Genomic DNA, 16691 nt, shown 5'->3' with positions numbered 1-16691 from the left:
ATTGTTGTTACCTATTTATTGTTGTTACCAACCCATCACCGATTTCACAAACGGGATGGTCAGTTTGCGTTGTGCCTGCAGGGAATTCTCGTCCAGTCGGTCCAGCATCGCCAGTAAATCCGCCAGTTTTCTCGGGGCGCGGCGCAGGATGAACGCAGACACATCATCCGCAAGCACCAGCCCACGCTGCTCCGCACGCGCCCGCAAGATGGTAAGCCGGTCGGCATCCCGGTAGATGCCCAGTTGGATCAGCAGGCCGTGCTGCAACCGGGATTTCAGGTCACGCAGACCGAACGGCAAGGCGGCTGGGGTGTTCGACAGGCTGATGACCATACGGTGCCCCTGGTCGAGAATACGATTGTACAGATGGAACACCGCCTCCTCCCACTCCGAGCGGCCCGCCACCAGATCCAAATCGTCCAAACCGGTCAACGCCTGATGCTCCAGCCCCGATAACGCATCCGGACCAAAGGGCATCAGCTCTTCGATGCTGATGCATACCGCCGCCCCGCCCTGCTTTTCCACTTCATGGCAGGCGGCCTGCAACAGGTGACTCTTACCGGTATCGGCATCGCCGCACAGCACCACAACCGGGAGGTCACGCGAATCGTGACACGCCTGCTGCAAACGATTGGCCGATGCCGCATTGCGGTCGCCATGAAAATTATCAAACCTGGCGTCATCCCGGAGTTTAACGCCCAGGGTTAGTTGAGGCCCACTCAATGCTGCTTCGCCCTCCAAGCTCTCATTCCCCACACCAATACATAATGCCCGCCACTCACAAGCGCGGACACCGCCACCACCAGAATGCCAACCTCAGTCACCCAGGGATACATCGGCAAGTCGGCCAAAAGCACCATGATGGCCAGCACCACCAGGATCTGAACCAGGGTGTTTATCTTGCCCAGCAGGCTTGGCTGCATATCGAATCGGCCGATACCGTAATGGAACGCCAGCGCACCAGCAACAATCAGCACATCCCGGCCGAGCACCAGCGCAAACAACCAAGCCGGCAAGACACCGGTCAGAGTGAGCACCAGATAGGCGGTAATCAGCAAGGCCTTATCCGCCAGCGGGTCGGCAATGGCGCCGATGCGGGAGCGCCAATTGTAGTGGCGTGCCAAAAAGCCATCACAGGCATCGGAAACCGCCGCCACTGCGAAGATCGCCAACGCCAGGCGATATTGCCCGCTCCACAGGGCTCCAGCGAACGGAACGATCAGGGCAACGCGCAGGAACGTTAAGGCATTGGGAATCCAATTCCACCTCAGCATCATTCTCAGGCTCCGCCCACCTCAGCCACGGAATTACTCCCGTTCACCAGGACTGCGGATTGGCGAAGCTTGCCAGCGATAATGCAAAATGGGATACAGCGACTCAAAGGCCTTGTCTGCGTCCGCCGCTTCGACGGCCAGCGGTTGATAACGGAACAGGTCACCCTCTTCATTCGTTGCCGGCGCATTACCGTCGGCGACCACCGCCACACCGTTCTCCACGGTAGACTCGACCGCGTCGGCAGGCGAGGTCAACGACGACTGCGTTGCCGCGATATTCGGCACTGGGGGTGATTCCTGCGAACCAACGTTAGTCTGCACCTCCCGCACCGGCACAAAGCGGGTGTCCAGCGCCATATACTCCTGCAACTGCCGCAGCTCGCCGGAGAACGCCACCCGCAAGATAGCCTGATTCGCCTTTACGCTTACAGGGCCGGCACTCTGCACCGGCGTCATACTCAGCAGCGCGGCCTTAATGGCGGCATAATCCTCAAGGGAGTCAACTTCATCCAGCACGATATCCACCTGCGGTGACTCACCCACCTCCCCGGCCTCTACCGCATATCGAGCCGCCAGCATGTCCGCCCAGCGACCCACGATGAGCTCTGCCACCTGTTCAGGAGAACTGCCGCTCAAAGAGGCTTCAGATTCATCCAGACCACGACCTTCCAACACCCAGGATGCACGCCAGGTGTTGCGATCGAAATTGATCCGTACCGACGCCAGTAAGTCATGACCGATGGCTTCTGATTCCGCCCGTATCCGCCCCATGAACTGGCCCCAGACTTCCGACAGCAACTCCCGGTTACCGGCTGCCTGATGAGCAGGCAGCACCAGCGGCAACCCCCTGCTTGCTGCCGCATTCTGGAAGGCTCGGTACCAGCGCTCCGAGGGCGATAGCGCGCCGCTCGCCTCTGGCGCCGTCACAAGCTGGCGCCCGGAACTGGTCTGCACGGCGACCCAGGCCAGCGTCAGTGGCCGATTGGCACCCCAGACCGGCGCGTTGATCGAGGACAAGGCCTGATTCACCCCGACAGAACCGAACGTCATCCGGAGACGATTGGACGCACCGTTCTGCTCGGCCCGCAAATACTGGTAGGACTGCAGCAGTGACTCAGCCCGTTCTAGCAACGCACCGGTTTCCTCTCGCTGCAACACCTCCCGACTGCCACTGACCCGCAACAACACCCTACGCAGCCCCTCGACATAGCCCGCCTGAAGCTGCTGCGGCGACGATCCGGCAACCGGCACCTCCACCGAATACAAGCCGTCAACAGAGACTGCCTGAGCGGGCGCGAAATAACCAAGCAGGAGTGACAGCAGGGGGAGAGTCTGCAGGATGAATCGGTAAGTTGGCATCGTCTTTCGACCGGAATCTGGCATGAAGCACCCTGTATGTCAGTGTGATGGCGCATAGGATACACCAAGCCCCCAACGCTGAGTAGCAAAGAGGCAATTGCATTTGGAGCGTCACCTCGCACCTGTTAAAATTCCGCGCTTATCTCACTGCCAAAACGGTTTCCACTACCATGAGCGAACAGAAGCCCTCCCTCACTTATCGCGACGCCGGCGTTGATATCGACGCCGGGAACGAACTTGTCAACCGGATCAAAAACACCGCTGCCCGCACCCGGCGTCCGGAAGTGCTCGGCGGTCTGGGGGGCTTCGGCGCCACCGTGGCCATTCCGGCTGGCTACAAGGAGCCGGTTCTGGTCTCCGGCACTGACGGTGTGGGCACCAAACTGCGCCTGGCCATGCAACTCAACCAGCACGACAGTATCGGCATCGATCTGGTGGCCATGTGCGTGAACGATCTGGTGGTGGGCGGTGCCGAGCCGCTGTTTTTCCTGGACTACTACGCAACCGGCAAGCTCAATGTGGATGTTGCGGCTCAGGTTGTTGAGGGTATTGGCGCCGGCTGCGAACTGGCCGGATGCGCGCTGGTTGGTGGCGAAACCGCAGAGATGCCGGGCATGTATGAAGGCGACGACTACGACCTGGCCGGCTTTTGTGTCGGAGTTGCCGAACGCAGCGAGATCATCGATGGCAGCCGTGTTCAAGCCGGCGATGCCCTGATAGCCCTTGGTTCTTCTGGCCCTCACTCCAACGGCTACTCGCTGATCCGAAAGATCCTCGAGGTCAGCAATGCCGATCTCAACGAGCAGGTCGGTGACCAGAGCCTGGCCGATGCCTTGATGGCGCCCACCCGCATCTACGTCAAGAACCTGCTTCAACTGAACAAAGAAGTCGACATTCGCGCCATGTCCCACATTACCGGCGGCGGTCTGCCGGAGAATATCCCCCGGGTCTTGCCCAAGGGCAGCCGGGCCGCCATCGACACCAACAGCTGGGCCCTGCCGCCGGTCTTCCAGTGGCTGAAGGACGCCGGCGGCGTTGAGGCAAACGAGATGTACCGAACCTTCAACTGCGGCGTTGGCATGATCGTCTGTGTTCCCGCCGATCAGCAGCCCAAAGCCCTGGAGGTCTTGTCCGCCATGGGCGAACAGGCCTGGCCGATTGGCACCATCGAAGCGCTCGACAGCCCAGAAGCCGAACCTGAGGTTCGTTACGCGCCGGGACTGCTGGCAGGATGATGACCGCCGACGTCATGGAACCCAGGATTGTGGTGCTGGCCTCTGGCAGCGGCACCAACCTGCAGGCGCTGATCGAGGCCACCCGGGAACGGGATTTTCCGGGTCAGATCGTGGCGGTGGGCTGCAATCGCCCGCAGGCTTTCGCCCTCGAGCGCGCTCGCCAGGCGGGGATCGAAACCTTCACCGTGGACCACACCGAGTACCCGTCACGGGCAGAGTTCGATGCTGCCTTCAGCGCCGAGATCGAACGACACAGCCCGGACCTGGTGGTGCTGGCCGGCTTCATGCGCATTCTCACCCCCGAGTTTGTACGGGCCTTCCACGGCACCATGCTCAACATCCACCCGTCGCTGTTGCCCAAGTACACCGGGCTGAACACCCATCGGCGCGCACTGGAGGCCGGTGATTCCCTGCACGGCGTATCCATCCATTTCGTCACCGAAGATCTGGATGGCGGGCCGGTGATTGCCCAGGCCCAGGTGGACATCTCTGCAGACGACACCCCGGATTCACTGGCGGAAAAGGTGCAGCAGATGGAGCACGTCCTGTACCCCATCGTCGTTCGCTGGTTCTGCGAAGGCCGGCTGACTCTGTCCGAAGACGGAGCCTGCTTTGACGGCCTGCCCATGACGACCCCCATGGTACTACCCGCCAACGACGCCTGACTCCAAAGCCGGCTCGGGTATCCTTACACGCCCGGGCCGGCCCGCATTCCTGACGATATTGTCATGCTCCTGTCTGCCTTCGCCGGCTACACTTACCAAGTCCATGAATAATAACGCACGCTGCCAGCCGCCGCCGCACACCAGCGGCCTGACGCAGCGCCCGGCGCAAGTCGGGCGGAGGCGATGACCAGGAGTAACAGCCAATGCCTAGCAAGGAGTACCGACCCCGCATCGCCCCCCGGATTGGCGGACTGATCGTTCTGGCAGTGCTGACCCTATCGGCTTACGGCCAGCCACAGGCAACGCCTGCCGCTGATTCCCAAATGCCACCGCCCGCGCCATTCAGCGCTACGTTCCGGGCGTCACTCGACAAAGGCGTAGCGATCGATGGCACCGCCACACGCTCCCTTGAGCAGCTGGACAGCGGCCTTTGGCGCTACCAGTTTCGAGTGGACTCGTTTATCGCCGACATTGAGGAGTCGACCATCTTTCGCTGGGAGAATGACCATGCGGTGCCGCTGCGCTACCGCTACGAACTCTCCGGCATGCTGATCCGCGACCGGGAGCGGACCATCAACTTTGACTGGAGCAAAGGCACGGCCAGCGGCCACCATGAAGGCAAGGCATTCAGTTTGCCGCTGAAATCGGGCGCTCTTGACCCCCTAAGCTACCAATTGCAGCTGCACCAGGATCTACGGGCCGGTCGCACCGACGTGACCTACCAGGTGATCGACAAAGGCCGCTACGACGAAGACCGCTTTGCAATTATCGGTGAAGAGCAGCTGCAGACGCGCCTGGGCACGGCCCAGACGGTGAAGGTGGAAAAAGTTCGAAACGATGACAGCAAGCGGGAAACCCTGATGTGGTTTGTACCGGATTGGGACCACCTGATGGTCCGCCTGACCCAGACCGAACCGGACGGCTCGTTCTACGAAATCCACATTGAGGACTCCAGCCTGACTCCGTGAGGCGCTCGACGCCTCAGTGCTGCGCCCAGACGGCCAACACTTCCTCAGCGATGATACGCAGCCCCGCGGCCACCTGATCGTCGTCCTGGGAATAGGTCACCCGCAGGCATTCATGGCGATGGCGCCAGCCATCCTCTGGCAAACCGGGGAAAAAGTAGTGGCCAGACACCACCAGCACGCCCCTCGCCTTGAGACGCTGGTACAGCTCCAGACTGCTGATGGGCAGATCGGGAAACCATAACCACAGGAACATCGCGCCCTCGGGCTTATGAATGTACCAGCGGCAACGCTCGCCCATGGCCTCCGAGAACACCGTCACCGCCCGCTCCATCTTGGCCCTATAAAACGGGCACACCACGTCCCGGCTCAGCGACAGAATTTCACCGCTGCGCACCAGCGGCTCCGCCAGCATGGCACCAAAGCTGCCGGTGGCCAGATTCATGATGGCGTTGACGCTGGACAGGGCCTTGATAATCCGCTCATCGGCGATCACGATGCCGGTACGGGCCGCCGGCAAGCCCAGTTTGGACAGGCTCAGGCACAACACGACCTGATCATTCCAATGCGGCGTGGCGTCAACAAACAGCAAGCTGGGGAAAGGGGTGCCGTAAGCGCCGTCCACAATCAACGGCACGTCGTGGCTTCGGGCCAGGACCTCCAGACGCGCCAACTCTTCGTCGGTGACCACATTGCCGGTCGGGTTGGTGGGCCGGGACACGCAGATGGCACCGGTTTCCGCCGTCACCTCCACGGCGCCGAAGTCGACCCGGTACTTGAATTCGTGGGCGTCGGTGAAGCTGATCTCGGGCCGCACCGCCTTGAACAACTCCGGCGCGATGCCGGCATCCGCGTAGCCAATGTACTCGGGCGCCATGGGCAGCAAAATGTGCTTGCGCTTACCGTCACCGTACTCGCCACCGAACATGTTGAACAGCATGAAGAACGCCGCCTGACTGCCGTTGGTCAGCGCCACATTCTCCGGCCGCAACCCCCAGCCATACTCCCGGTTCAGCAGCGCCACCAGCGAGCTGATGAACTGCTTTTCACCCTGGGGCGGATCGTAGATTCCCACCAGCCGCCGCATGGCGTCGGAATCGTCCGCCAGCCGTGCCAGCTCCTGGGTCAAGCGCTCCTGCACCTCGGGCACGTGACCGGGATTGCCACCGCCCATCATGATCATATCGTCACCGGAGGCCAGGGCATTGCCCAGGTCTTCCATCAACGAGGTGATACCGGCATCAGCAGAAAATTTGCGTCCGAAGGCAGACAGTTTCATGGGCGGCGTGCCGTGTGCTGGTTTTGAATAAATGTTGAGTGGGTTTTGAGTGAGTGTAGAAGCGAATCAGTCGTTCAGCGAAATGCCCAGGTTGCTGACGCCGTCGTTGGCCGCCAGTTGGCGCAGTTCGGCAATGAACGAGACCGTGGGCACTCGCTGTCGCTTGACGGCAAGCACCAGGTCACGCTGGAACGCCTTATCCGCCTTCATCAATGCATGCTGGTCCAGCAGTCTCACCAGCTCGTCGTCGTCCAGGCCATCACCTTCGGAGACCTCGATAAACTTCAGCACGGTTTCCATGGCCCACTGCGCCGCCTCGCTGGCGCGATGGTTATCGGGATTCAAACGGCACAGCAGGGCCTGCTCCAGCAGACGACAAAAATCGAACGCGGGATAGACTCCGTAGGCATCGTAGGCATCCACATCGGGCGACAGACTCTCCAGTTTGGCCAGTAACTGTGGAATTGCCGACTCGGAGGGGGTCTCCTGCAGCAGGTTCCAGCCCAGATCCAGCAACTGCCGCATCTTGGCACCGGTTTTCAACCCCAGGGCATCGGCGAACAGGGCGTAATTGGGAAAGCCCCGCTCCGCCAGCGCCAACAGAAAGGCACACTCGCGCCAGCCGTGAAGCTGCTCAAGCGCCTTAAGGAACTGATTGGCATTCATCGCAACGACACCTCCAACTGCGGAGATTCAGACGGCATGGTCCGGATCATGTTTTTGGCAACGTGACGCCAGTCTGACCGAGGTACTTGCCACCGCGATCCTTATAGCTGGTCTCACACACCTCGTCGGATTCGAAGAACAGCATCTGGGCCACACCCTCATTGGCGTAAATCTTCGCCGGCAGATTGGTGGTGTTGGAAAACTCCAGGGTCACCTGCCCTTCCCACTCCGGCTCCAGCGGTGTGACGTTAACGATGATACCGCAACGGGCATAGGTGGACTTGCCGAGACAGACGGTCAGCACATTGCGGGGAATGCGGAAGTACTCGACGGTGCGGGCCAGGGCAAAGGAGTTCGGAGGGATAATGCAGACATCCCCGGTCACGTTAACGAAACTGTTCTCGTCAAAGTTCTTCGGGTCTACCGTAGCCGAGTGGACGTTGGTAAAAATCTTGAACTCGTTGCTGCAGCGAACGTCATAGCCGTAGCTGGAGGTCCCGTAAGAGATCACACGCCCTTTTTCGGACTCTCGCACCTGCCCCGGCTCAAACGGTTCGATCATGCCCGCCTCTTCGGACATGCGGCGGATCCACTTATCGGATTTTATGCTCATCGGTTACGTCTCGTGGTGAATTCGAAATTCGTAAGAAAGTCGTAAAAATTTCTGGCGCGGTAGTTTACCTTCCCGCGCCACTCAACGCCAAAGGCTCCTTGACAGCCTCAGTCGTCGCTGATGGAGATGCTCGGAATCGGCGAGCTCAGGTTACGGGCTCGTTGGGACAGTACCGCGCTGACCCGGCGGGCAATGTCCCGATAGCGTCGCGCCACTTCCGAGTCCGGCTCTGCCACCACCGTCGGGTTGCCGCCATCGGTCTGCTCGCGGATGGTCATGTGCAGTGGCAGTTGCCCCAACAGCGTGGTGTCGTACTGCTCCGCCACCCGCTCGCCTCCGCCGTGACCGAACAGCGCCTCCTCGTGACCGCAATTGCTGCAGATGTGGACGCTCATGTTTTCCACCACGCCCAGCACCGGGATATCCACCTTACGGAACATTTCGATCCCTTTCTTGCAGTCCAGCAGAGCGATGTCCTGCGGCGTGGTCACGATCACCGAGCCGGTCACCGGAACCTTCTGCGCCAGGGTGAGCTGGATGTCGCCGGTGCCGGGCGGCATGTCGACGATCAGGTAGTCGAGCTCATCCCACAGCGTCTGGGTCAGCAGCTGCTGGACGGCACCGCTCACCATCGGCCCCCGCCACACCATGGGGGTCTTGTCGGTCACCAGGAAGGCCATGGAGATCGCCTGCAGGCCGTGCGCCTTCACCGGGATGAAATACTTGTTTTCCTTGGTGTCGGGACGGGTACCTTCCTTGATGCCCAGCATCATGCCGATGCTCGGGCCGTAGATGTCGGCATCCAGGATGCCCACTCGCGCGCCTTCCTGGCTCAACGCCAGGGCCAGATTGACGGCGGTGGTAGACTTGCCGACACCGCCCTTGCCAGAGGCCACCGCAATGATGTTCTTGACCCCGGCAATGGATTGCAGATCCCGCTGGGCCTGATGGGCATGAATGCGCTGACTCACCGTGATGGCCACGTCCTCCACACCATCGACGTTGTCCAGGGCGTTGCCCACCAGCTGCCGCAGAGCACCCGCAATGCCTTCAGAGGCATAGGGCAATTCCAGCGCCAGGTTAACCGTGCCCTGCTCGTCCACCGCCAGCGACTTCACGGCGCCCAGCTCGTAAAGATCCTGCTCCAGGTAGGGGTCTTTGTACTCTTTGATGGCGGCTTCCAGTGCTTGCCGGGAAACTTCGGTCATGCCTATCTCCAGGGGTTGCGACACAAAACGGGGAACATCGAACCAAGTCACCGGTCCGAATTAATCAAAACCGCCCACCAGACAACAAAATTGGGGCGTCCAGATGAAAATTTGCCGCCCGGAAGGTATCATCTGTGCCCGCTTCTGACCACAACCATTCTTGATCAAGGTTCGGACATTTAACATGACGCAAGCGAGTGCACAGAAACAGCGCGATATTCTGGTAACCAGCGCCCTGCCCTACGCCAACGGCCCCATCCACCTGGGCCACCTGTTGGAGTATATCCAGACCGATATCTGGGCCCGCTACCAGCGAATGCGCGGTCAGAACTGCTACTACGTTTGCGCCGACGACGCCCACGGCACTGCCATTATGCTACGGGCCGAACGCGAAGGCATCACCTCCGAAGCCCTGATCGACCGTATCCGTCAGGAGCACCAGGACGACTTCGCCGGCTTTCACATCCGCTTTGACAACTACCACTCCACCCACTCGGAGGAGAATCGGGAGTTCTCGGCGTACATCTATCGCCGGCTGCAGGAAAACGATCACATCGCTACCCGCAAGATCACCCAGGCCTACGACCCGGAAAAGGAGATGTTCCTGGCCGACCGCTTCATCAAGGGCACCTGCCCGAAGTGCAAGTCGGAGGACCAGTACGGAGATAATTGCGAGGTCTGTGGCGCCACCTACACCCCGGCGGAGCTGATCAATCCGAAGTCAGCGGTATCCGGCGCCACGCCGGTGGAAAAGGAATCTGAGCACTACTTCTTCCGCCTGCCGGAGTTCACCGATTTCCTGCAGAACTGGACCCGCAGCGGCACACTGCAGCCGCAGATTGCCAACAAGCTGGCGGAGTGGCTCGACGCCGGCCTGCAGGAATGGGATATCAGCCGGGACGCGCCCTATTTCGGCTTCGAGATTCCGGATGCGCCGGGCAAATACTTCTACGTTTGGCTGGATGCCCCCATCGGCTACCTGGCCAGCTTCAAGAACCTGTGCGACCGCGAAGGCATCGACTTCGACCACTTCTGGAACGCCAACTCCGAGGCCGAGGTCTACCACTTCATCGGCAAGGACATCATCAATTTCCACGCCCTGTTCTGGCCCTCCATGCTGCACAGCGCCGGCTATCGCACCCCCAGCGCGGTCTGGGCCCACGGCTTCGTGACGGTCAACGGCAAGAAGATGTCCAAGTCCCGCGGCACCTTCATCATGGCCCGTACCTACCTGGATCACCTGAATCCGGAGTACCTGCGTTACTATTTCGCCGCCAAGCTGGCCAGCGGCGTCGATGACATGGACCTGAACCTGGAGGACTTTGCCTCACGGGTCAATTCCGACCTGGTGGGCAAGGTGGTCAACATTGCCAGCCGTAGCGCCGGCTTCATCACCAAGCGTTTCGATGGCCAGCTTGGTGCTGTCACCGAAACCGACAAACTGAAGGTGTTCGTGGATGCCGGCGATGAGATTGCCGAGTGTTACGAGGCCCGCGAGTTCGGTCGCGGCATGCGCCGGATTATGGAGCTGGCGGACATCGCCAACCAGTACGTCAATGACGAGCAACCGTGGGTCATCGCCAAACAGGACGGGAAGGATGCACAGCTGCAGGCCATCTGCACCAACGCCATCAACATGTTCCGCCTGCTGATGACCTACCTGGCACCAGTGCTGCCGAAGACCGCCGAGGCCTCCGCCGAGTTCCTCGACAGTCCGCTGGACTGGAACAACCGTGGCGAGCTGCTGGAAAACCATGGCATCCACAAGTTCAAGCCGTTGATGAACAGGGTCGAAATGGCACAGATCGAAAAAATGCTGGAGGCATCCAAGGAGCAGGTACCTGAGCAGACCGCAAAGCCCGCCGCCGCAGCCAATCTGGAACCGGTGGCCGATGAGGTAGAATTTGGGGACTTCGCCAAGGTGGATCTTCGGGTGGCCAAGATTGTCAAAGCCGAACACGTCGACGGCGCCGACAAGCTGCTGCGGCTGACTCTGGACATCGGCCACGGCGAGCGCAATGTCTTCGCTGGTATCAAATCCGCCTACCAGCCCGAGCAGCTCGAAGGCCGGTTGACGGTGATGGTGGCCAACCTGAAACCACGCAAGATGAAATTCGGCCTTTCCGAAGGCATGGTGCTGGCAGCAGGCCCCGGTGGTAAGGAGATCTTCATCCTGTCCCCGGATTCCGGCGCCACCCCCGGCATGCGGATTATGTAAGTACCGCAGGAGCAAATGAGCGATGACGGAATACCTGCTGATCCTGGTCAGCACCATTCTGGTGAACAACTTTGTCCTGGTTCAGTTTCTCGGACTGTGCCCCTTTATGGGGGTCTCCGGGAAGCTGGAAACCGCCATGGGCATGTCTCTGGCCACCACGTTTGTGCTGACCCTGGCGTCGGTTTGCAGCTACCTGGCCTACACCTACCTGCTGGCACCACTGGATCTGGCGTTCCTGAAGACCATCACCTTCATCCTGGTGATCGCCGTGGTGGTGCAGTTCACCGAGATGGTGGTGCGCAAAACCAGCCCACTGCTGTATCGGGTGCTGGGCATTTTCCTGCCGCTGATCACCACCAACTGCGCAGTGTTGGGCGTCGCCCTGCTTAACCTCAACAAACAGAACAACTTTGTTGAATCGGTGCTGTACGGTTTTGGCGCCGCCGCCGGCTTCTCGCTGGTGTTGGTGCTGTTCGCCGCCATGCGCGAGCGGATTGCGGTATCGGATGTCCCCGTTGCGTTCCGCGGCGCCGCCATCGGCATGGTCACAGCCGGCCTGATGTCACTGGCATTCCTGGGCTTTACCGGCCTGGTCGGCGTGTAAACGGAGCAAGATCACCATGTTGACCAGCATTCTCATTGCCGTCGCGGTCCTGTTATTGCTCGCCGTCATTTTTGGCGGCCTGCTGGGTTTCGCGGCCGAACGCTTCCGGGTGGAAGGCAACCCCCTGGTGGATCAGATCGACGCCCTGCTGCCACAAACCCAGTGCGGCCAGTGTGGCTTCCCCGGCTGCCGCCCCTACGCCGAATCCATTGCCGATGGCGATGCCATCAACAAGTGCCCGCCCGGTGGCGACACCACCATCAAGGCGCTGGCCGACCTGCTGGACGTCGAGCCGCAACCGCTGGATGCCGAACACGGCGTCGAACAGGACAAGCGGGTCGCGGTGATCCGGGAAGACGAATGCATCGGCTGCACCAAGTGCATCCAGGCCTGTCCGGTGGACGCCATCCTCGGCGCCGCCAAGCACATGCACACGGTGATTGAAAGCGAATGCACCGGCTGCGATCTGTGCGTGGAGCCCTGTCCTGTCGACTGCATCGACATGGTCACCATCGAGCCCGACATCCGAACCTGGACCTGGAACCCGCCGGCCAGCAACATCATTGCGACTGACCGGCAGGGGGTGACCGCCTGATGAGCACCTTGTGGGATTTTCCGGGCGGCATTCACCCGGTAGAAAACAAAGACCTCTCCACCACCCGCCCCATCGCGAGTGCGGGCTTTCCTGAGCTGCTGACGCTGCCGTTACAGCAGCACATCGGTGAGCAGGCCAGCATGCTGGTCTCGGTCGGCGACCAGGTACTTAAGGGCGAGGTGCTGGCCACTGTGGAAGGCCCTGTGGGGGTGCCGGTGCATGCCCCGACCTCCGGCACCATTGAGGCCATTGCTCAGCTGCCCGTCCCCCACCCGTCCGGCATGACCGACTGGTGTATCACCCTGCGCCCCGACGGCGAAGATACCTGGTGTGAACGCCGTCCGGTTGAGGATTTCCATACCCTGGACCGGGAAGACGTGCTCGCTGCCATTCGCGGTTTTGGCATCGCGGGCATGGGCGGTGCCGGCTTCCCCACCAACATCAAGTTGCGCCCACCCAAGGATCGCAAAGTCAGCACGCTGATCCTCAATGGCGCCGAATGCGAGCCCTACATCACCGCCGACGATATGGCGATGCGCGAGCGCGCTGCCGAGGTCGCCGAGGGCATGAAGATCATGGCCTGGATCCTGCGGCCCGAGCGCTGCGTGATCGCCATTGAGGACAACAAGCCCCAGGCGGTTCAGGCCATCCGGGCGGCCTGTGCCGGCACCCAGATTGAAGTCGACGTCATTCCCACCAAGTATCCTTCCGGCGGCGAAAAGCAGCTGGTGCAGATTCTGACCGGCATGGAAGTGCCCCACGGTGGCATCCCCGCGGATATCGGCGTCATGTGCCAGAACGTGGGCACCGCCATTGCCGTACACCGGGCCATCAACCTCGGCGAACCGCTGATTTCCCGCGTGACCACCATCACCGGCGAAGCGGTGGCCAATCCCGGCAATTTCGAGGTGTTGCTCGGTACGCCCATCAGCTACCTGCTGGATCAGGCCGGCCTGCAGGACGACCGTCTGCACCGGCTGGTACTGGGCGGGCCGATGATGGGCTACACCCTGCAGACCACCGCTGTCCCGGTGATCAAAACCACCAACTGCGTCATCGCCGCTACCGCCGAGGAGCTGCCGGACCCGGCCCCGGAGCAGCCCTGTATCCGCTGCGGCACCTGCGCCGAAGCCTGCCCCATGGACCTGCTGCCACAACAGCTGCTCTGGTATGCCAAGGCGGACGAGTTCGACAAGGCCGAACACCAGAACCTGTTTGACTGTATCGAGTGCGGCGCCTGTACCTACGTTTGCCCCAGCTCCATCCCGCTGGTGCAGTATTACCGCTACGCCAAGGGCGAGATCCGGACCCAGCGCGCCGAACAACTTAAGGCCGACAAGGCCCGGGAACGTTTTGAAGCCCGCCAGGCCAGGCTGGAGCGGGACAAGGCCGAGAAAGAAGCCAAGCGCAAGGAGCGCGCTCGAGCCGCCGCGCAAGCCCAGGCCCAGAAACAGGCCGAAGCCAGCAAAGCGGAAACCGACGCTAGCAACGACCGGGCCGTCAAGGCGGCCATGGTGCAAGAAGCCCTGGCCCGCAAAAAGGCGGCCGCCAGCCAGCCCCAGACCGACAACACCGCCCCTGAAGTCGACCTTGACGCCCTGACCAAACAACTAGAGCAGGCCACCGCCAAGCTGGCGAACATGCAGACCCTGCTGGACGAGGCCAAGGCGGCCGGCGGTGACAACGTGGATAAGTTGGAGCGGGCAGTCGGCAAAAACCAGGAGCGAGTGCAACGGGCCCAGGAGGCTCTGGATGAAGCCCGGGCGAAGGCTGCCCCGGCGCCGTCACCCGCCCCCGTAGCCAACGATCAGACCGACGTCCCAGCCCTGGAAGCCCAGCTGGACAAAGCCCGCGCCAAGCTTGAGAACATGCAGGGATTGCTCAACGAAGCCCTCGAAAGCGGCGCCGACACCGCCGAGAAGCTTAAGCGTGCGGTGGCCAAGAACGAAGAGCGCGTGCTACGGGCCGAGGAAACCCTCACCCTGGCGCGGTCCACCAATGCCGGTGCCAATCCCACTGAACCCGTTACGGTGGGGGCTAAGTCTGAGGACCTTCCAGACATAGCCGCCCTTGAGTCCCAGCTTGAGAAAGCCAAGGCCAAGCTGGACACCATGCAGGGTTTGCTTGACGAAGCGCGCACCGCAGGCGGCGATAATGCCGAGAAACTGGAGCGGGCCGTGACCAAGAATCTGGAGCGGGTAGAACGAGCCCAACAGGCACTCAGCCAGGCCCAGCAGCAGCCGATGGAACAACCCGCCGACTGAGCCGTTGGCAACCTTTACGAATCAGGCATAGACCCACATGGCATTACGACAGCAATCCTCCCCCCACGCTCGAGGCGCGCGGCCCACCTCCAGGGTCATGCTCTGGGTGATTCTCGCGGCCTTGCCGGGGCTATTGGCCCAGACTCTGTTCTTTGGCTGGGGCAACCTGATCAACGTGATCTGGTGCATTTCGGTCGCCCTTGGCGCAGAGGCAGTGATGTTGACCCTGCGCAAACGGCCTTTGGCGTTCTTCCTCAAGGACAACACAGCGGCGGTCACCGGCCTGTTGCTGGGGCTGTCGCTGCCCCAGTTCGCGCCCTGGTGGGTGTCGGCGATCGCGGTGATCTCGGCCATCGTACTGGCCAAACAGCTTTACGGCGGTATTGGCGCCAACCCATTCAACCCCGCCATGGTCGGCTACGCCCTGGTGCTGGTGTCGTTCCCGGTGGCCATGACCACCAACTGGGCGGAAGCCGGCCTGCTCTGGGGCAGCGCCCCGGGATTTAGCGAAACCCTGGCCACCATTGCCTCCGGACAGCACACCGCGGTGGACGCCTTCACCATGGCCACACCGCTGGACGAATACAAACACCAGATCGCCACCCACACCGCGGCCGAGGTGCTGCAACACCCCACCTTCGGCGACGGTGTTGCCCGGGGCTGGGAGTGGGTCAACGCCGGCTTCCTGGCCGGAGGGCTGTTGCTGCTGGCGCTCAAACTGATCACCTGGCACATTCCGGTGGCCATGCTCGGCGCCATGACATTGCTGAGCCTGGCGTTCGGCGGTAACGAAGACCTGTACGCTCCGCTCAGCCTGCACCTGCTGGCCGGCGGCACCATGCTGGGCGCCTTTTTCATCGCCACCGATCCGGTGTCGGCCGCCACCAGTCGCCAGGGCAAGCTGATCTACGGTGCCGGGGTGGGCATGCTGCTGTATGTAATCCGCACCTGGGGTAATTATCCGGATGCCGTGGCGTTCAGTGTGCTGCTGATGAACTTCGCGGTACCCTTTATCGACCACTACACCCGGCCACGCACCTACGGTCACCATAAGCCCAGGCGCGGCATTCCCACCAAGACTTCGGGGTAAGTTATGGCAGCTCTCGGACAATCCATTCGCCGCAGCGCCATTGGCCTCGGCCTGTTTGCGATCATTACCGGCGGCACCATCGCCGTAACCCAGGTTATGACCGAAGCACGGATCGACCAGCAGATCGCCCGTGCCGAGGCCCGGGCGCTGTTCGAAATCATTCCCGAACAGCACCACGACAACGACATGCTGGCCGACGCTTTCCAGCTGCCGGCCGATCCCGAGCGGGGTTTTAACCAGCCGTTCACGGCCTGGAAGGCCACCTTACAGGGGCAACCGGTGGGCCTGATTCTCCCGGTCACCGCGCCGGATGGCTATTCCGGTGACATCAAACTGCTGGTTGGCATCGATCCGGCTGGCGAGGTGCTGGGGGTGCGGATTACCAGTCACAAGGAGACTCCCGGACTGGGCGATAAGGTCGAACGGAAAAAGTCCGACTGGGTTCTCGACTTCAACGGCCGGGCTCTCGACAACCCCGCAGCCGAGGGCTGGACGGTGGCGAAAAACGGCGGCGTCTTTGACCAGTTCACCGGCGCCACCATTACCCCGCGCGCCGTCACCAAAGCCGTTCACAAGGCCCTGCTCTACTTCCGGAATCACCAGAGCGACATCCAACTGCAATCCGGCGACGCGAACCCTCAGGAGCAATCATAATC

16 protein-coding genes are annotated in these 16691 nt (G+C 61.4%); 9 read left to right on the top strand and 7 right to left on the bottom strand.

Annotated features, from left to right (window positions below):
- Positions 1-24 precede the first annotated feature (24 nt).
- The 3 genes from hda to N6L25_RS15245 are packed head-to-tail and all read right to left on the bottom strand — an operon-like array spanning position 25 to position 2633.
- Entirely contained in the window at positions 25-741 is a 717-nt protein-coding gene (gene hda, locus N6L25_RS15255; protein ID WP_271981935.1) for a DnaA regulatory inactivator Hda, read from the bottom strand.
- On the bottom strand, positions 720-1274 hold the full coding sequence (locus N6L25_RS15250; protein ID WP_271982011.1) for a CDP-alcohol phosphatidyltransferase family protein: 555 nt from the start codon (positions 1272-1274) through the stop codon (positions 720-722). The genes hda and N6L25_RS15250 overlap by 22 nt, the downstream gene beginning before the upstream one ends.
- 33 nt (positions 1275-1307) lie before the next feature.
- Positions 1308-2633, bottom strand: a complete 1326-nt coding sequence (locus N6L25_RS15245) for a DUF2066 domain-containing protein (protein ID WP_271981933.1) — start codon at positions 2631-2633, stop codon at positions 1308-1310.
- Between the two features lie 170 nt (positions 2634-2803).
- On the opposite strand from N6L25_RS15245, the gene purM reads away from it, so the two are divergent.
- The 3 genes from purM (at position 2804) to N6L25_RS15230 (ending at position 5501) form a co-directional block, all read left to right on the top strand.
- Entirely contained in the window at positions 2804-3868 is a 1065-nt protein-coding gene (gene purM, locus N6L25_RS15240) for a phosphoribosylformylglycinamidine cyclo-ligase (protein WP_271981931.1), read from the top strand.
- Positions 3869-3882: 14 nt separating this feature from the next.
- Complete coding sequence (gene purN / locus N6L25_RS15235) at positions 3883-4533, top strand: phosphoribosylglycinamide formyltransferase (RefSeq protein WP_442915261.1); 651 nt, start codon at positions 3883-3885, stop codon at positions 4531-4533.
- 203 nt (positions 4534-4736) lie between these two features.
- Positions 4737-5501 carry a DUF3108 domain-containing protein gene (locus N6L25_RS15230; protein ID WP_271981929.1) on the top strand — a complete coding sequence of 255 codons (765 nt, stop codon included), beginning with the start codon at positions 4737-4739 and terminating at the stop codon, positions 5499-5501.
- 13 nt (positions 5502-5514) lie between these two features.
- On the opposite strand, the gene N6L25_RS15225 is transcribed toward N6L25_RS15230, so the two are convergent.
- The 4 genes from N6L25_RS15225 to apbC form a co-directional block, all read right to left on the bottom strand.
- Positions 5515-6777 (bottom strand): valine--pyruvate transaminase, encoded by a 1263-nt coding sequence (locus N6L25_RS15225; protein ID WP_271981927.1) that lies wholly within the window; start codon positions 6775-6777, stop codon positions 5515-5517.
- A gap of 66 nt (positions 6778-6843) precedes the next feature.
- Positions 6844-7443, bottom strand: coding sequence for a YjaG family protein (locus N6L25_RS15220; RefSeq protein ID WP_271981925.1), 600 nt, complete (start codon positions 7441-7443; stop codon positions 6844-6846).
- Positions 7444-7489: 46 nt separating this feature from the next.
- Positions 7490-8056, bottom strand: a complete 567-nt coding sequence (gene dcd / locus N6L25_RS15215; RefSeq protein WP_271981923.1) for a dCTP deaminase — start codon at positions 8054-8056, stop codon at positions 7490-7492.
- Between the two features lie 107 nt (positions 8057-8163).
- Entirely contained in the window at positions 8164-9264 is a 1101-nt protein-coding gene (gene apbC, locus N6L25_RS15210) for an iron-sulfur cluster carrier protein ApbC (protein WP_271981921.1), read from the bottom strand.
- Between the two features lie 184 nt (positions 9265-9448).
- Here apbC and metG point away from each other — a divergent pair, with 184 nt between their 5' ends.
- Genes metG through rsxG form a run of 6 tightly spaced genes read left to right on the top strand, consistent with a single transcriptional unit; the run spans position 9449 to position 16689 of the window.
- On the top strand, positions 9449-11482 hold the full coding sequence (metG, locus tag N6L25_RS15205) for a methionine--tRNA ligase (RefSeq protein WP_271981919.1): 2034 nt from the start codon (positions 9449-9451) through the stop codon (positions 11480-11482).
- A gap of 22 nt (positions 11483-11504) precedes the next feature.
- Positions 11505-12086 carry an electron transport complex subunit RsxA gene (gene rsxA, locus N6L25_RS15200; protein ID WP_271981918.1) on the top strand — a complete coding sequence of 194 codons (582 nt, stop codon included), beginning with the start codon at positions 11505-11507 and terminating at the stop codon, positions 12084-12086.
- A gap of 16 nt (positions 12087-12102) precedes the next feature.
- The gene (gene rsxB / locus N6L25_RS15195) at positions 12103-12681 is read left to right on the top strand and encodes an electron transport complex subunit RsxB (RefSeq protein WP_271981915.1); all 579 of its coding nucleotides are present in this window, start codon (positions 12103-12105) and stop codon (positions 12679-12681) included.
- A complete protein-coding gene (rsxC, locus tag N6L25_RS15190; protein WP_442915259.1) occupies positions 12681-14945 on the top strand; it encodes an electron transport complex subunit RsxC in 2265 nt (754 codons plus the stop codon). Before rsxB ends, rsxC begins: the two co-directional genes overlap by 1 nt.
- Before the next feature lie 37 nt (positions 14946-14982).
- Complete coding sequence (gene rsxD, locus N6L25_RS15185) at positions 14983-16035, top strand: electron transport complex subunit RsxD (protein ID WP_271981913.1); 1053 nt, start codon at positions 14983-14985, stop codon at positions 16033-16035.
- A gap of 3 nt (positions 16036-16038) precedes the next feature.
- Positions 16039-16689, top strand: a complete 651-nt coding sequence (gene rsxG / locus N6L25_RS15180) for an electron transport complex subunit RsxG (RefSeq protein ID WP_271981911.1) — start codon at positions 16039-16041, stop codon at positions 16687-16689.
- The last annotated feature ends 2 nt before the right edge of the window (positions 16690-16691 follow it).

The organism is Marinobacter sp. SS21, assembly GCF_028369065.1.
GTDB lineage: Bacteria > Pseudomonadota > Gammaproteobacteria > Pseudomonadales > Oleiphilaceae > Marinobacter.
The sequence above is the reverse complement of the archived record's forward strand: the minus strand, read 5'-3'. Positions and strand labels throughout refer to the sequence as shown.

Excerpts from the sequence above, each read along its gene's own strand:
- N6L25_RS15250 (WP_271982011.1), bottom strand. The coding sequence starts at position 1,274 with ATGCTGAGGTGGAATTGGATTCCCAATGCCTTAACGTTCCTGCGCGTT.
- N6L25_RS15245 (WP_271981933.1), bottom strand. The coding sequence starts at position 2,633 with ATGCCAACTTACCGATTCATCCTGCAGACTCTCCCCCTGCTGTCACTC.
- purM (WP_271981931.1), top strand. The coding sequence starts at position 2,804 with ATGAGCGAACAGAAGCCCTCCCTCACTTATCGCGACGCCGGCGTTGAT.
- purN (WP_442915261.1), top strand. The coding sequence starts at position 3,883 with ATGGAACCCAGGATTGTGGTGCTGGCCTCTGGCAGCGGCACCAACCTG.
- N6L25_RS15230 (WP_271981929.1), top strand. The coding sequence starts at position 4,737 with ATGCCTAGCAAGGAGTACCGACCCCGCATCGCCCCCCGGATTGGCGGA.
- N6L25_RS15225 (WP_271981927.1), bottom strand. The coding sequence starts at position 6,777 with ATGAAACTGTCTGCCTTCGGACGCAAATTTTCTGCTGATGCCGGTATC.
- N6L25_RS15220 (WP_271981925.1), bottom strand. The coding sequence starts at position 7,443 with ATGAATGCCAATCAGTTCCTTAAGGCGCTTGAGCAGCTTCACGGCTGG.
- dcd (WP_271981923.1), bottom strand. The coding sequence starts at position 8,056 with ATGAGCATAAAATCCGATAAGTGGATCCGCCGCATGTCCGAAGAGGCG.
- apbC (WP_271981921.1), bottom strand. The coding sequence starts at position 9,264 with ATGACCGAAGTTTCCCGGCAAGCACTGGAAGCCGCCATCAAAGAGTAC.
- metG (WP_271981919.1), top strand. The coding sequence starts at position 9,449 with ATGACGCAAGCGAGTGCACAGAAACAGCGCGATATTCTGGTAACCAGC.
- rsxA (WP_271981918.1), top strand. The coding sequence starts at position 11,505 with ATGACGGAATACCTGCTGATCCTGGTCAGCACCATTCTGGTGAACAAC.
- rsxB (WP_271981915.1), top strand. The coding sequence starts at position 12,103 with ATGTTGACCAGCATTCTCATTGCCGTCGCGGTCCTGTTATTGCTCGCC.
- rsxC (WP_442915259.1), top strand. The coding sequence starts at position 12,681 with ATGAGCACCTTGTGGGATTTTCCGGGCGGCATTCACCCGGTAGAAAAC.
- rsxD (WP_271981913.1), top strand. The coding sequence starts at position 14,983 with ATGGCATTACGACAGCAATCCTCCCCCCACGCTCGAGGCGCGCGGCCC.
- rsxG (WP_271981911.1), top strand. The coding sequence starts at position 16,039 with ATGGCAGCTCTCGGACAATCCATTCGCCGCAGCGCCATTGGCCTCGGC.